Annotated in this window: 13 protein-coding genes; 4 read left to right on the top strand and 9 right to left on the bottom strand. The window is 71.4% G+C overall.

Translation table 11 applies throughout. From position 1 onward, the window contains the following. Positions 1-24: 24 nt before the first annotated feature. From ACZ6CL_RS11360 to ACZ6CL_RS11325, 8 genes are all read right to left on the bottom strand, one after another. Positions 25-1,218 (bottom strand): NAD(P)/FAD-dependent oxidoreductase, encoded by a 1,194-nt coding sequence (locus ACZ6CL_RS11360; RefSeq protein ID WP_468934200.1) that lies wholly within the window; start codon positions 1,216-1,218, stop codon positions 25-27. After that, on the bottom strand, positions 1,215-1,415 hold the full coding sequence (locus ACZ6CL_RS11355; protein ID WP_468934197.1) for a ferredoxin: 201 nt from the start codon (positions 1,413-1,415) through the stop codon (positions 1,215-1,217). Before ACZ6CL_RS11355 ends, ACZ6CL_RS11360 begins: the two co-directional genes overlap by 4 nt. 23 nt (positions 1,416-1,438) lie before the next feature. Continuing rightward, positions 1,439-2,713, bottom strand: a complete 1,275-nt coding sequence (locus tag ACZ6CL_RS11350; protein WP_468934194.1) for a cytochrome P450 — start codon at positions 2,711-2,713, stop codon at positions 1,439-1,441. Between the two features lie 100 nt (positions 2,714-2,813). After that, entirely contained in the window at positions 2,814-3,539 is a 726-nt protein-coding gene (locus ACZ6CL_RS11345) for a sensor histidine kinase (protein WP_468934192.1), read from the bottom strand. 8 nt (positions 3,540-3,547) lie between these two features. Continuing rightward, positions 3,548-4,288 carry a response regulator transcription factor gene (locus ACZ6CL_RS11340; RefSeq protein WP_468934190.1) on the bottom strand — a complete coding sequence of 247 codons (741 nt, stop codon included), beginning with the start codon at positions 4,286-4,288 and terminating at the stop codon, positions 3,548-3,550. 97 nt (positions 4,289-4,385) lie between these two features. Beyond that, the gene (locus tag ACZ6CL_RS11335; protein WP_468934188.1) at positions 4,386-5,123 is read right to left on the bottom strand and encodes an NIPSNAP family protein; all 738 of its coding nucleotides are present in this window, start codon (positions 5,121-5,123) and stop codon (positions 4,386-4,388) included. A gap of 38 nt (positions 5,124-5,161) precedes the next feature. Continuing rightward, positions 5,162-5,608: an Rrf2 family transcriptional regulator gene (locus ACZ6CL_RS11330; RefSeq protein WP_468934186.1), complete on the bottom strand. Its 447-nt coding sequence runs from the start codon at positions 5,606-5,608 to the stop codon at positions 5,162-5,164. Positions 5,609-5,721: 113 nt separating this feature from the next. After that, a complete protein-coding gene (locus ACZ6CL_RS11325) occupies positions 5,722-6,048 on the bottom strand; it encodes an antibiotic biosynthesis monooxygenase family protein (protein WP_468934184.1) in 327 nt (108 codons plus the stop codon). A gap of 342 nt (positions 6,049-6,390) precedes the next feature. Between ACZ6CL_RS11325 and ACZ6CL_RS11320 the strand changes: the two genes are divergently transcribed. After that, entirely contained in the window at positions 6,391-8,454 is a 2,064-nt protein-coding gene (locus ACZ6CL_RS11320; protein WP_468935205.1) for a bifunctional glycosyltransferase 87/phosphatase PAP2 family protein, read from the top strand. Between the two features lie 86 nt (positions 8,455-8,540). Further along, positions 8,541-9,212, top strand: coding sequence for a superoxide dismutase family protein (locus ACZ6CL_RS11315; RefSeq protein WP_468934181.1), 672 nt, complete (start codon positions 8,541-8,543; stop codon positions 9,210-9,212). Positions 9,213-9,228: 16 nt separating this feature from the next. Here the strand turns inward: ACZ6CL_RS11315 and ACZ6CL_RS11310 are convergent, their stop codons facing one another. Continuing rightward, positions 9,229-10,461 carry a cytochrome P450 gene (locus ACZ6CL_RS11310; protein WP_468934179.1) on the bottom strand — a complete coding sequence of 411 codons (1,233 nt, stop codon included), beginning with the start codon at positions 10,459-10,461 and terminating at the stop codon, positions 9,229-9,231. Between the two features lie 238 nt (positions 10,462-10,699). Between ACZ6CL_RS11310 and ACZ6CL_RS11305 the strand changes: the two genes are divergently transcribed. Then, on the top strand, positions 10,700-11,869 hold the full coding sequence (locus ACZ6CL_RS11305) for a steroid 3-ketoacyl-CoA thiolase (RefSeq protein WP_468934177.1): 1,170 nt from the start codon (positions 10,700-10,702) through the stop codon (positions 11,867-11,869). A 113-nt stretch (positions 11,870-11,982) separates the two neighbouring features. Then, positions 11,983-12,564: a hypothetical protein gene (locus ACZ6CL_RS11300; protein ID WP_468934174.1), complete on the top strand. Its 582-nt coding sequence runs from the start codon at positions 11,983-11,985 to the stop codon at positions 12,562-12,564. The last annotated feature ends 144 nt before the right edge of the window (positions 12,565-12,708 follow it).

Raw genomic sequence — 12,708 nt, 5'->3', positions numbered from 1 at the left:
CCCCCGCCCGGTCCGCGCGGGTCGTCACGCCGCTCGCGCCGACCGCACCGTGTCCGCCCACCGCGCCCCGGCGGCGATCGACTGCCGCCAGGCGCGCAGCACCCGGGGCGATATGCCCACGGCCAGCACCCCGGTCAGCCGGTCCCCGTGGCGGTACGCGGCGAGGAACGCGCCCTCGTCCCCCTCGTCCAGGCCCCCTTCCACCACGGCCACCTCCTCATGGCCGCGCGGATGGCCGTACGCCTGGACGCGCAGACCGTACTGGTCCGACCAGAAGTACGGCACCGGCTGATACGGCCGCCGTGCCTCCGGCGCCGGGGCGAGCAGGTTGCGGGCCGCCGCCATGCCCTGCTCGGTGGCGTTCGTACGGTGCTCGATCCGCATCGCCGTACCGAACAGCGGGTTGTGCCAGCACGCGACGTCCCCCGCGCCGTACACGCCGGGGGCGGCGGCACTGAACTCGTCGCACTCCAGGCCGTTGCCCACCGTGAGGCCGCTGCCCTCCAGCCACTCGGTGTTGGGCACGGAGCCGACGGCGACCAGCACCTCGTCCGCCGCGACCCGTTCGCCGTCCGCCAGCCGCACCCCGCCGCCGGTCACCTCTGCCACGGTGACCCCGGTGCGCAGGTCCACGCCGTGGTCGAGGTGCGCCCGCGACAGCACCCGGCCGACGTCCTCGCCGACCACGGGCGCCAGCGGCACCGGCGCCGGTTCCAGCAGGGTGACGCGCGCGCCCAGCCCGCGCGCGACGGCGGCCGCCTCGGCGCCCAGGAACCCGGCGCCGACCACCACCAGCCGCACCCCCTCCGCCAGCCGGTCCCGCAGCGCCAGCGCGTCGTCCAGGGTGCGCAGCACATGCGCGGCGCCGTCGCCGGAGAGTCCGCGCGGCCGTACGCCGGTGGCGATGACCAGTCCGTCGTACGGCACCTCCGACCCATCGGCGAGGGCGACCGTACGCCCGGCCACATCGAGCCCGGTCGCGGCGACGCCGAGCCGGAGGTCGAGCCCGAGCGCGTCCAGCTCGTCCCGCCCGCGCAGCGGCAGCCGTCCGGCGTCCCACCGCCCGTCGAGGAGCTGCTTGGACAGCGGCGGCCGGTCGTACGGGGGGTGCTGTTCGTCGCCGACGAGGGTGACGGCGCCGTCGTACCCCTCCCGGCGCAGCGTCTCCGCCGCGGCGAGTCCGGCGGCGGAGGCGCCGACCACGACGACGCGTTTCACTCCTCCTCCACCAGCCGGATCGCCGCCGCCGGGCAGATCACCGCGGACTCCCGTACGTCGGCGTGGAGTTCGGCGGCGGGATGGTCGTCCAGCAGCACGACGATTCCGTCCTCCTCACGCTGGTCGAACACGTCGGGCGCGATCATCACGCACTGACCGGACGCGACACACTTCGGAACATCGACTTCCACGCGCATGGTGACTCCCTTGTCTCTCACGATTACCAGGCCACGGGCAGCTCGTAGACGCCGTACACCAGGCCGTCGTGCTTGAACGGCAGCTCGTCGACGCCGGTCGCCAGCCGCAGGGTGGGGATGCGGCGGTAGAGCGTGCTGTAGACGACCTGCAGCTCCACCCGGGCCAGCGGCTGGCCCAGGCACTGGTGGACGCCGAAACCGAAGGCCATGTGGCGGCGGGCGTCGCGGCCGATGTCCAGCCGGTCGGGATCGGGGAAGACCTCCGCGTCCCGGTTGCCGGTGCCGGTGTAGACGATGATGCCGTCCCCGGCGCGGATGGTCTGGCCGCCGATCTCGATGTCCTCCAGCGCGACCCGGCTGCGCCCGTTGTGCACGATGGTCAGGTAGCGCAGCAGCTCCTCGACGGCCCCCGCGACCACCTTCGGGTCGTCGGTCTCCCGCAGGGTGGCGAGCTGGTCGGGGTGCTCCAGCAGGGCGACGGTGCCCAGGGCGATCATGTTGGCGGTGGTCTCATGGCCGGCGATCAGCAGCAGTACGCCCATGGAGGCGGCCTCGCGGCGGGTCAGCTCACCGTTCCTGACCCGGGTGGCCAGCTCGGAGAGCATGTCGTCGGCAGGTTCGGCGAGTTTGGCCCCGACCAGGTTGTCCAGATAGTCGGTCAGCGCGTTGTTGGCGGCGACCACGTCGTCCGCCGACGAGTGGCGGTTGATCATGAGTGAGCTGTTCCGCTGGAAGAACTCGTGGTCCTCGTACGGCACCCCGAGGAGGGCGCAGATCACCAGGGACGGCAGCGGCAGCGCGAGCGAGCGCACCAGATCGGCCGGGGTGGGCCCGGTCAGCATCGCGTCGATCAGGTCGTCGGTGATCTGCTGGATGGCGGGCCGCATCGCCTCGACCCGCTTGATGGCGAACGGGGCGGTCACCATGCGGCGGATCCGCGCGTGCTCGGGGTCGTCCATGGAGATGAAGGAACGCCGCCGGGCGGCGTTCTCGCGGAAGCCGGCGCTCGGGTGCGGAAAGCCGGGCAGTGTGGCCCGGGAGCTGGCGCGCGGGTCGGCGAGCAGGGCGCGGGCGTCGGCGTACCCGGTCACCAGCCACGGGGTGTTGCCGTCCCACATCCGCACCTTCGCGACCGGCCGTTCGGCGTGCATCGCCTGCGCGGTCGGCGGCGGGTCGAAGGGGCATCGGGCGGCCCGGGGCATGGGGTAGTCCGGAATCTGCTCTTCCGGCTGGGCCGTGGGGCCGGCCGTGGTCTGGGCCGTGGAGTCGGCCGTGGTCTCTGCCAGCGTCTCGGTCATGACTCTCCTCGGGTGGGGGATTCCGACAGGAGCGGAGCGTGAACCTGTGTGCACCGGGGACGTGATGACCAGCGAACCCCTCCGACCTGACGCCGCCCGGTCAGTTGCCTGACGAATCGCTGACAGTGGGCAGGGCCACCGTGACCGTCGTACCGCGGTCCGGCGCGCTGCTCACGGTCACCTCGCCGCCGTGCCGTTCGACCACCCGCCGCACGATGGTGAGCCCGAGCCCGCCGCCCGGCCCGGCCCCCGGCTCGCCGTGGCCGTCCTCGGCGCTCGGCGTGGTCAGCCGGGCGACCGCCCGCGGGTCCATGCCCGGTCCCCGGTCGCCGACCGACAGTTCGACCCACGGCTCCCCGCCGGGCCCGCTCACCGGACCGCGCACCGCCACGGTCACCGGGGTCCCGGCGGGGGTGTGCTGCAGGGCGTTGCCCAGCAGATTGCGGACGGCGTGCCGCAGCATCCGGTGGTCGGCGACGAGGGTCGTCCGGCCGGAGTTCTCGCGGGTGATGGGGCGTTCGGGGTCGAGCAGTCCCAGGTCCGCCACCGCCTCGTCGGCCACGTCCCGCAGATCCACCGGCGCCAGGCGCGGCGGCCGCTCCCACGAGGCGTCCGAACGGGGGAACACCCGCTGGGTCGCCTCGTACATGTGGTCCGCCTCGTCCTGGATGCGCCGCAGGGCGCGCACCATCAGCGCGGGGTCGTCGCTGAGCCCCTGGAGGGGGAGTTCGGCCCAGCCGCGGATGGTCGTCAGCGAGGTGCGCAGCTCGTGCAGCAGCACCTCGACCAGCCGCTGCCGCTCGTCCCCGTAGAGATCGTCGTTCATATCGCCGTTCATACGGTGGTGAGCCTGCCGAGCCAGTAGCCGAAGCCACGGCGGGTGTGGATCAGAGCGGGCTCCTCCTCGTCGACCTTGTGCCGCAGACGGGAGATCAGCTTCTCGATGGCGTTGTCCCCGTAGCTCTTGTGGTCCTTGAACCACAGGTGTTCGCCGATCTGCTCCTTGGACAGCACCCGTCCGGCGTTGGCCAGCAGATAGCGCAGCAGCCGGTATTCGGCGGGCGTGAGGTCCAGCGCGCGGCGGCCCCGCAGGGCCTGGCGGGTCGTATCGTCCAGCACCAGGTCCGCGTACCTCGGCGGCGCCTCCTCCTCCGGCGCCCTCCGCCGCCGCCCGCGCAGCAGCACCTGCACCCTGGCCAGCACCTCGGCGATCCGGAACGGCTTGGTGACGTAGTCGCCTCCGCCGATGCCGAGCCCCGTGACCAGGGAGTCCAGCGAATCGCGGGCGGTGAGGAAGAGGACGGGCGGATGGTCCTCGTCGGCGGCCACCAGTCTGCGGCACACGGTGAACCCGTCCAGATCGGGCAGCATCACATCCAGGATCACCAGATCCGGCCGCTCGCGCCCCACCCGGTCCAGCGCCTCACCTCCGGTGGCCGCCGTGCCGACCTGATAACCGGCCAGCTCCAGGGTGGTCGAGAGCAGTTCGGCGATCCTGGCCTCGTCGTCCACGACCAGAATGCGCTGCCCGTCCCCGCGGGCGGGCACCGGCTTCTCGCTGACACTCCCGTACACGAGAAGACCCTAGATGAACCGCCCGTTCCGCGGCACCGGGGCCCTGACCGCGACCGATGACTTCAGGACAGGGCCGGGGACCGCGAAGCGACGGAACTCACCGCAGCAGTGACCTCTCCGTGGGCGCCAGCCGCAGCTGCTGTGGGGGCCTGGCCCACCGTTCCGAAAGGGCCGGCAGCACGTCCTCGCGCCAGCGCTCCGACTGCCGCAGGCGGCGCAGGTGGTCGTCGGCGTGGCCTTCGTCGGGAAAGCGCGCGAACCATACGAAGACTTCCTCGCCCAGCCGCACCGGCAGCGCCGGGAAGGTGTTCGGGGCGTGCTCCGACCGCAGGTACGCCAGTGGCTCGCCGCCGGTCTCGGCCAGGACCGGGCGCACCCGCTGCTCGAAGAACTCGGTGAACGCGGTATCGAACGGGCCGTGGCCGTACCAGATCGTGGCGAGGACCAGCGGCGGTGGCGATGCCGTCGGCTCGCCGGGGGCCCGCCGGGCGCCAACCGGCGCCGGGAACGCGCCGTGTGCCGAGGCCGGTCGCAGCAGCAGTACGTCGTCGGAGTCGGCCATCGTCGCGTTCGCCTCGTCGCGGTGTGCCCGCCAGACGGGCCCGCCGTAGAAGCTCTCCAGCGCCGTGGCGCGGCGCGGCATGTCGGCGAAGCCGCGGAGCCAGACGAACCGGTCGGGGTCGTCCAGGTCGCGGAACTGCCCCAGCACGCTCGCGCCCACTGCCTCCTGGGGCTCGACGAACTCCCGGTCGAACAGATCGATCAGTACGTCTCGCTGTCCTGGGTGCAGTGTGTACTGCCGCAGTTCGACGATCGGACACCGCAGGGGTTCCACCGGCCTCGCTCCTCGTTCAGTTGTGGGAACAGTCCTTCTTACGGCAAGCGGTCCGGCTGGTTCGCCAGCGTCTCGCGCAGTACATCGGCGATCGACGTGTCCGCCAGCTCCCGCCGGATGACCTGCCCGACCCGGCCGTAGACCGCGTCCAGGGCGGGCCGGATGCCCCGCCCGACCGGGCACTCCAGATTGGGCTCGGTGTGGTGCAGTCCGAAGGGCGGCTGCGCGCCGACGGCGTCGTACACCTCGAGCAGGGTGATCGCCTCCGGCTCACGGGCCAGGCTCCAGCCCGCACCGGCTCCGTGGCGGACCTCCACCAGACCGGCGCGCCGCAGGTCACCGAGGCTGCGCCGGATGATCACGGCGTTGGTGTTGACGCTGGCCGCGACCTGCTCCGACGTCAGAACCTCCCGGCCCCGGCGCCGCGCCAGGGCCAGCCAGGCGAGCGCGTGCGTCGCGATCGTCAATCGGCTGTTCGCCGCCATCACTTCCTCCTTGGTGTAACAGTTTCTGTTACAGCGCACTGCGCGGTCAAGTGCTGTGCCCCGCACCGGAACGATCCGGATACGGGGCACAGGGCCACGGCGGGCGGTACGGCCTATTCGCCCTTGGGGGCGGCCTGCTGGACGACCTCGAAGGACCACAGGGTGGAGCCGGACGCGGCGGGCTTCTGCTGCGGAGCGTCCTCGCCGCCGCGCTGGTGGGCCGCCTTCATGGGGCCCTCCATCCAGGCCTGGAAGTCCTCCTCGCTGCGCCAGCGGGTGTAGACGAGGTACTGGTCGGTGCCCTCGACCGGGCGCAGCAGCTCGAACCATTCGAAGCCGTCGGAGTTCTCCACGGACCCGGCGCGGGAGGCGAAGCGCTTCTCCAGCACCTCGCGCTGCTCTTCGGGAACGGTCAGCACGTTGATCTTGACGATGCTCATGGGCCCATCCTGCCACTCGGCGGTGCGGCCACGGCCGCCGCGATTCGCGGGGTGCCCCGCGGCCCTGGTGAAATGGGCCGGGACCGTACGGATCCCTCCGTACAGACGCACTTCCGCCAAAGCCTGGCAGCTTTCGGACAACCGGGGTCGACAGTCAGGTGACGAGGGGGTGTGGCGCGTCTGAGTATTGGGCTCAGTAGGGTCTCGAACATTCCGAACAGGTGAAGAGGGCGAGTGGGGGAGCGGCAGGGCGTGGCGAACGGAGAGCGAAGCGGACTGCGGAACGCCCCGGGCACGGGAGCGGGTTCCGGTGCCCTCGGGGCGCGGACGTCACGGACGATGATGGTGCTCGGTGCCCTCTGGCTGCTGGCCGGTTTACTCGCCGTCCGGCAGGCGGCGGCGGTGCTGCGGCTGCCACCGGACGAGCGACTGACCGACCTGGAGACCTGGATCGGCGAGCAGGGCGTCCTTCATGTGAGGGGTTCGCTGTACGACGGGGACGCGTTCACCGGCACCCCGTTCTCCGGGCTGGTGCTCAAGCCACTGACCCGGGCCGCCGAGCAGAGCCTGGGCGTCGCCTGGACGTTCGGCACCCTGCTGCTCGTCGTCGTCCTCGGGCTGGTCGCCGCGCGCGCCCTGCCGGGGCCGGTCTCGCGCCGCACCGCGCTGCTGGCCGCGCCGCTGGCGATCTGCCTGCTGACGCTGTCCCTTCCGGTCCGCAACACCTTCACCCTCGGCCAGACCAGCATCATCCCGGTGCTGCTCGTGGTGCTCACCGTGCTGCCCCGCACCTCCGGACGGCAGGCGGGTGTCCTCATCGGCGTGGCCGCCGCGCTGCAGCCCGCGCTGCTGCTGTTCGGCGTCGTGCTGTGGCTCCTCGGGCGGCGGCGCTCGGCCGCGCTCGCGGGCGCGACGTTCGCCGCGTGCACCGTGCTGGCGTGGGCCGCCATGCCGCGCGACTCCCTGACGTACTGGGTCCACCACCTCGGCGGCGCCGGGCTCGGCGAGCCCGCCGACAGCCTGGCCAACCAGTCGCTGCACGGGCTGCTGCTGCGCATCGGTCTGGAAGGGCCGGTCGAACTGGCGCTGCTCGCCGTCCTGGCGGTCGCGGTCGCGGTCGTCGGACTGCGGCGCGCGGTGCGGTACGCGCGGGACGGGCAGCTGCTGCTGGCCGCGGCGATCACCGGCTGTGTGGCGCTGGCGGTCTCGCCCACCTCCTGGCAGTACCAGCAGCTGTGGATCCTGCTCGCGGTCGTCGGCCGGGTGGGGCGCCGGGCCGCCGACCGGCTGGTGTGGCCGGTGCTGGTGGTGCTGGTGATGACGCTGAGCCGGACCGCGCTGCTGCCCGACATCAAGATCGCCGGGCATATCGGCTACAACGCCCCGCTGCTGGCCGCGCTCGCCGCGGCCTGCCTGGTGCCGTTCGTCTCCCGGACCTCCCCGCGGTGGGACCGCCCGGAGCCGACGCCGGTCCAGGAGCCGGGCAAGGGCCGTTTCGCCTGGGTGCCGCTGCTGCGCTTCGTACGGCGGCCGCTGTCCCGGCCGAACCTGCTCCTGGAGCTGATGTTCATCCGCGTCGGCTACTTCGCCTACTCGTGGATCCGCGCCCACGCGCCCGACGAGCGCGGCATCGCCGAGGGCCACGGCCACCAGGTGCTGGCCATCGAGCGCTTCCTGCACATCGACATCGAGCACTGGTTCAACCTCCTGGTCGCGGACACCCCGTGGCTGAAGGACGGCATGAACTGGTACTACAGCACCTTCCACTTCCTCATCCCGCTGTCCCTGCTGGGCTGGCTCTATCTGCGCCGCCCCGCGACCTACCGCTGGGCCCGCACCCCGCTCGCGTTCGCGACGATGCTCGCGCTGGTCGGCTTCTGGCTCTACCCGCTGGCCCCGCCGAGGCTGATGGGCCTCGGGTACGTCGATACGGCGCACGGCCCGCAGGACCTGAACAACCCGGACTTCGGCGCGCTCACCAAGCTCTCCAACCAGTACGCGGCCATGCCGTCGCTGCACGTGGGCTGGTCGCTGTGGTGCGGGGTGGTCATCGCGCTGGTGGCGCCGTACCTGTGGATGAAGATCCTCGGCATGCTGTACCCGCTGCTCACCGTCGCGGTGATCGTCGGCACGGCGAACCACTACGTGCTGGACGCGGTCGGCGGCGCGGCCGTCGTCGCGGCCGGATTCGGCTTGCAGTACGTGCTGCTCGGCGTCGGCAGGAAGCCCGCCGAGGAGGCGAACGGCTCGGTCACCGAGATGCTGACGGCGGGCGCCCGCGGCGCACGGGAGCGCGCCCGGGCGCTGGTACGGAGGCCGCGCGCCGGTGAGCCGGAGGAGACGTCGCAGGTGGCGGAGGTCCCCCATCCGAAGGAGGCCGCGGAAGCGGCCGATGCCTCACGTTGAAGGGTCCGGTGCACCGGTCTAGCGTTGAGGAAAGCGGTATAAACGCCAGGAAGTCTCGGGGGTCCCGACCAAGGAGGGATCTGAGGATGTCCCTGGTAACGGCGGCCGCCGCAGCGCTGGCCGTATCGATGACCGTCATCTCACCCGCGGCCGCCGCGCCGAGCGCCACGGCCGATCCTTCGCCTTCGCCGAATCCCACGGCGTTCGTTCTGGAGCGGTTCCGGCCCGCCTCGCAGGCCCAGGGCAGCCGTGGCGCGGTGACGTACGACAGCGCGCTCGTGCCCACGACCGCCGTGGTGCTCGTGGCGGAGTTGCGGCTCCCGGGGAAGTGGCACGGCGGGACGCGGGACCATGAGATGCGAGAGCAGGGGGAGCACGGGAAGCACGGGATGCCGCCGCGCGGCACGTTCGTCTTCCTGGCCCTGCGCGGGGTCGAACCGGACCACCACTTCGGGATACACGTGCACACCAGGCCGTGCGGCACCAAGCCCGATTCGTCCGGCCCGCACTACCAGAACGTGAAGGATCCGGAGCAGCCCTCCACGAACCCCACCTACGCCAACGCGCGCAATGAGATGTGGCTCGACGCCACCACCAACAGCCGTGGCGACGCCCGCGCCAAGTCCCTGGTGAAGTGGCACTTCAGGGCCGGTGAGGCGCGCTCGGTGGTGATCCACGAGCATGACACCGCCACGAAGGCGGGCCGGGCGGGCATGGCCGGGGACCGGGTGGCCTGCGTCAACGTGCCGTTCAAGTAGGGATGGTGGGCAAGGACTACGCGTAGGACACCCGCAGCTCCTTGATCCCGTTCAGCCACGCCGACCGCAGCCGCCGGGGCGCGCCGGTGAGGCGGATGCCGGGGAGGGTGTCCGCGATCGCGTTGAAGATCAGCCGGATCTCCAGTTCGGCGAGGCTCTTGCCGAGGCAGAAGTGCGGTCCGCCGCCGCCGAAGCCGAGGTGGGGGTTGGGGTCGCGGGTGATGTCGAAGACCTCGGGGCGGTCGAAGACCTCGGGGTCGTTGTTGGCGGAGGAGTAGAACACACCGACCCGCTGGCCCGCCCGGATCGTCTGGCCGCCGAGCGTGGTGTCCTGGGTGGCGGTGCGCTGGAAGGACATCACGGGGGTGGCCCACCGGACGATCTCGTCGGCGGCGGTGGCCGGGCGCTCGCGCTTGAACAGCTCCCACTGCTCGGGGTGGGTGAGGAAGGCGTGCATGCCGTGGCTGATGGCGTTGCGGGTGGTCTCGTTGCCCGCGACGGCCAGCAGCAGGACGAAGAAGCCGAACTCGTCCGAGCCCAGGTTGCCCTGGTCCTCGGCGGCGACCAGCGCGCTGACGATGTCCTTGGCGGGGCACTGCTTGCGGTCGGAGGCCAGGTTCATGGCGTACGAGATCAGCTCCATGGCCGACTCGGCGCCGATCTCCTCGGTGATGGCCAGCTCCGGGTCGTCGTACGCGACCATCTTGTTGGACCAGTCGAAGATCTTGGTCCGGTCCTGCTGGGGGATGCCGATCAGCTCGGCGATGGCCTGGAGGGGGAGTTCGCAGGCGATGTCGGTGACGAAGTCGCCGGTGCCGTTCTCCTTGGCACCGGCCACGATGCGGGTCGCGCGGTCGTGGAGGGCGTCCTCCAGGGAGCGGATGGCGCGCGGGGTGAAGCCGCGCTGGACGATCTGGCGGACCCGGGTGTGCTCGGGCGGGTCCATGTTGAGCATGATCAGCTTCTGGACCTCGATCTGGTCGCGCTGGATGCGCTCGTTGAAGCGGATGATCGCGGTGTTGCGGTGCGAGGAGAAGATCTCGGGCCGGGTCGAGACCTCCTTGACGTCGGCGTGCCGGGTGACGGCCCAGTAGCCGTCGTCGTCGTACCCGGCGATGCCGTGGCGTTGGGGGATCCATGACACGGGGGCCGTCTGCCGCAGCTGGGCGAACTCGGGGAGTGGCACCCGGTGCTCATGGAGGTCGGGGTCGGTGAAGTCAAAGCCTTCGGGGAGCGCTGGACAGGACATCGGCCACTCCAGATCTGACGGCCTATCAGAAAGTGTCCAGAAGGTAGTAACGGGTTCTATAACTAGCAAGGGCCATGGCGGGCCTTCTTGGGGGCGGATGCTCCAACTCGCCCTGTGCACAACCCTTGCGCCGTCAGGTCGGGCCTCAGCAGACTGAGCGAAGAACTAGAACGCGTACTAGTTCTGGCGCGGGCGCTGCCGGGAGCCCCCGCGGACGCGATGGAGAAGAGGACGAGTCATGGCCGCGGAACCCGTCATCGTCGAAGCCGTACGCACCCCCATCGGGAAGCGCGGAGGCGCGCTCGCCAATCTCCACCCCGCGTATCTCCTCGGGGAAACCTATCGCGAACTCCTCGCCCGCACCGGCATCCAGCCCGACTGCGTCGAACAAATTGTCGGCGGCACGGTCACCCACGCGGGAGAGCAGTCCATGAACCCCGCGCGCACCGCCTGGCTGGCCATGGGCCTCCCGTACGAGACGGCCGCGACGACCGTGGACTGCCAGTGCGGATCCTCGCAGCAGGCCAACCACATGGTGGCCACGATGGTCGCCACCGGCGTCATCGACGTCGGCATCGGCTGCGGCGTCGAGGCCATGTCGCGGGTGCCGCTCGGCAGCGGCTCCAAGCACGGGCCGGGCAAGCCGTTCCCCGACGAGTGGAACGTCGACCTCCCCAACCAGTTCGAGGCCGCCGAGCGGATCGCCCGGCGGCGCGGGCTCACCCGGGAGGGCGTCGACACGCTCGGCCTCCTCTCCCAGGAGCGCGCGGCCCGGGCCTGGGCCGAGGAGCGCTTCAAGCGCGAGACCTTCGCGGTGCAGGTGCCCACCACCGAGGAGGAGCAGGCGGCCGGAGAGGGCATGTGGCGGGCCGTCGACCGGGACGAGGGGCTGCGCGACACCAGCATGGAGGCGCTGGGCGGGCTCAAGCCCGTCATGCCGACGGCCGTGCACACGGCGGGCAACTCCTCCCAGATCTCGGACGGCGCGTGCGCGGTGCTGTGGGCGTCCAAGCGGATGGCCCGCGCGCTGAAGCTGCGGCCCCGCGCCCGGATCCTGGCCCAGGCCCTGGTCGGCGCCGATCCGCACTACCACCTGGACGGTCCGGTCGACGCGACGCGGGCCGTGCTGGGGAAGGCCGGGATGACGCTCAAGGACATCGACGTGATCGAGATCAACGAGGCGTTCGCGTCGGTCGTGCTGTCCTGGGCGCAGGTCTTCGAACAGGATCTGGAGAAGGTGAACGTCAACGGCGGCGCCATCGCGCTCGGCCATCCGGTGGGGGCGACGGGGGCCCGGCTGATCACCACGGCGCTGCATGAACTGGAGCGGGCGGACAAGGAGTTCGCGCTGATCACGATGTGCGCGGGCGGGGCGCTGGCGACGGGGACGATCATTCAGCGGCTGTAGCGCTGAGTGCTTCATCTCTTCAAGCGACATTCGACCGGTGGGCGACATGATGCCGCACGTCATGTGGCCGGAGTCGAAAGGGAAGTGACGCTATGTCAGCTCGCGCTCGCCGAATGCTCGCCGGTACATTCCTGGGGCTGGGAGCCCTGATCATGACCCAGGCCGCGATCGCCCCGGCCGCCGGGGCCGCGCCGGTCCCCGTGACGACCCTCGCCTGCGATGGTGACACCTACAAGTGCACGGCCGGGCTGCGGTTCGGTGACGGCCGGTGGTTCGCGGACTGGGGCGTGAACGTGTTCCACCAGAGCCCGGCCCGGCAGGCGGCGTCCGTGAAGTCGGCGTCCGTGAAGTCGGCGTCCGCGAAGTCCGCGTCCGCGAAGTCGGCGTCCGCGAAGTCGGCGTCCGCGAAGTCGGTGAAGGCGCCGGTCCCGGTGACGACCCTCAACTGTGACGGTGACACCTACAAGTGCACGGCCGGGCTGCGCTTCGGTGACGGCCGATGGGTCGCGCAGTGGGACGCGCGGATCTTCCACCAGGCGGCGGCACGGTCGGCCACGTCGGCGAAGGCGGTGCGGGCGCCGGTCCCGGTCACGGCCCTGAACTGTGACGGTGACACCGGCCAGTGCACCGCCAACCTCCAGTTCGGTGACGGCAGGTGGGTCGCCCAGTGGGGGGCCAGGATCTTCCACCAGTAAGACAACCCGAGCGAGGGGCGGGGCCGGGGGGGCGCAGGAAAACCCGGGGCCAACCCCGCGTGCGTCCCGGGTGTCCTTTCCTCCCGGGGGGTTCGACACCCCCCGTGTCTTGAAAGCCGCCCCCCCCGTTTCCCTCCCCAACGC

The sequence above is a fragment of the Streptomyces sp. NPDC041200 genome (genome assembly GCF_055591805.1).
The sequence above is the reverse complement of the archived record's forward strand: the minus strand, read 5'-3'. Positions and strand labels throughout refer to the sequence as shown.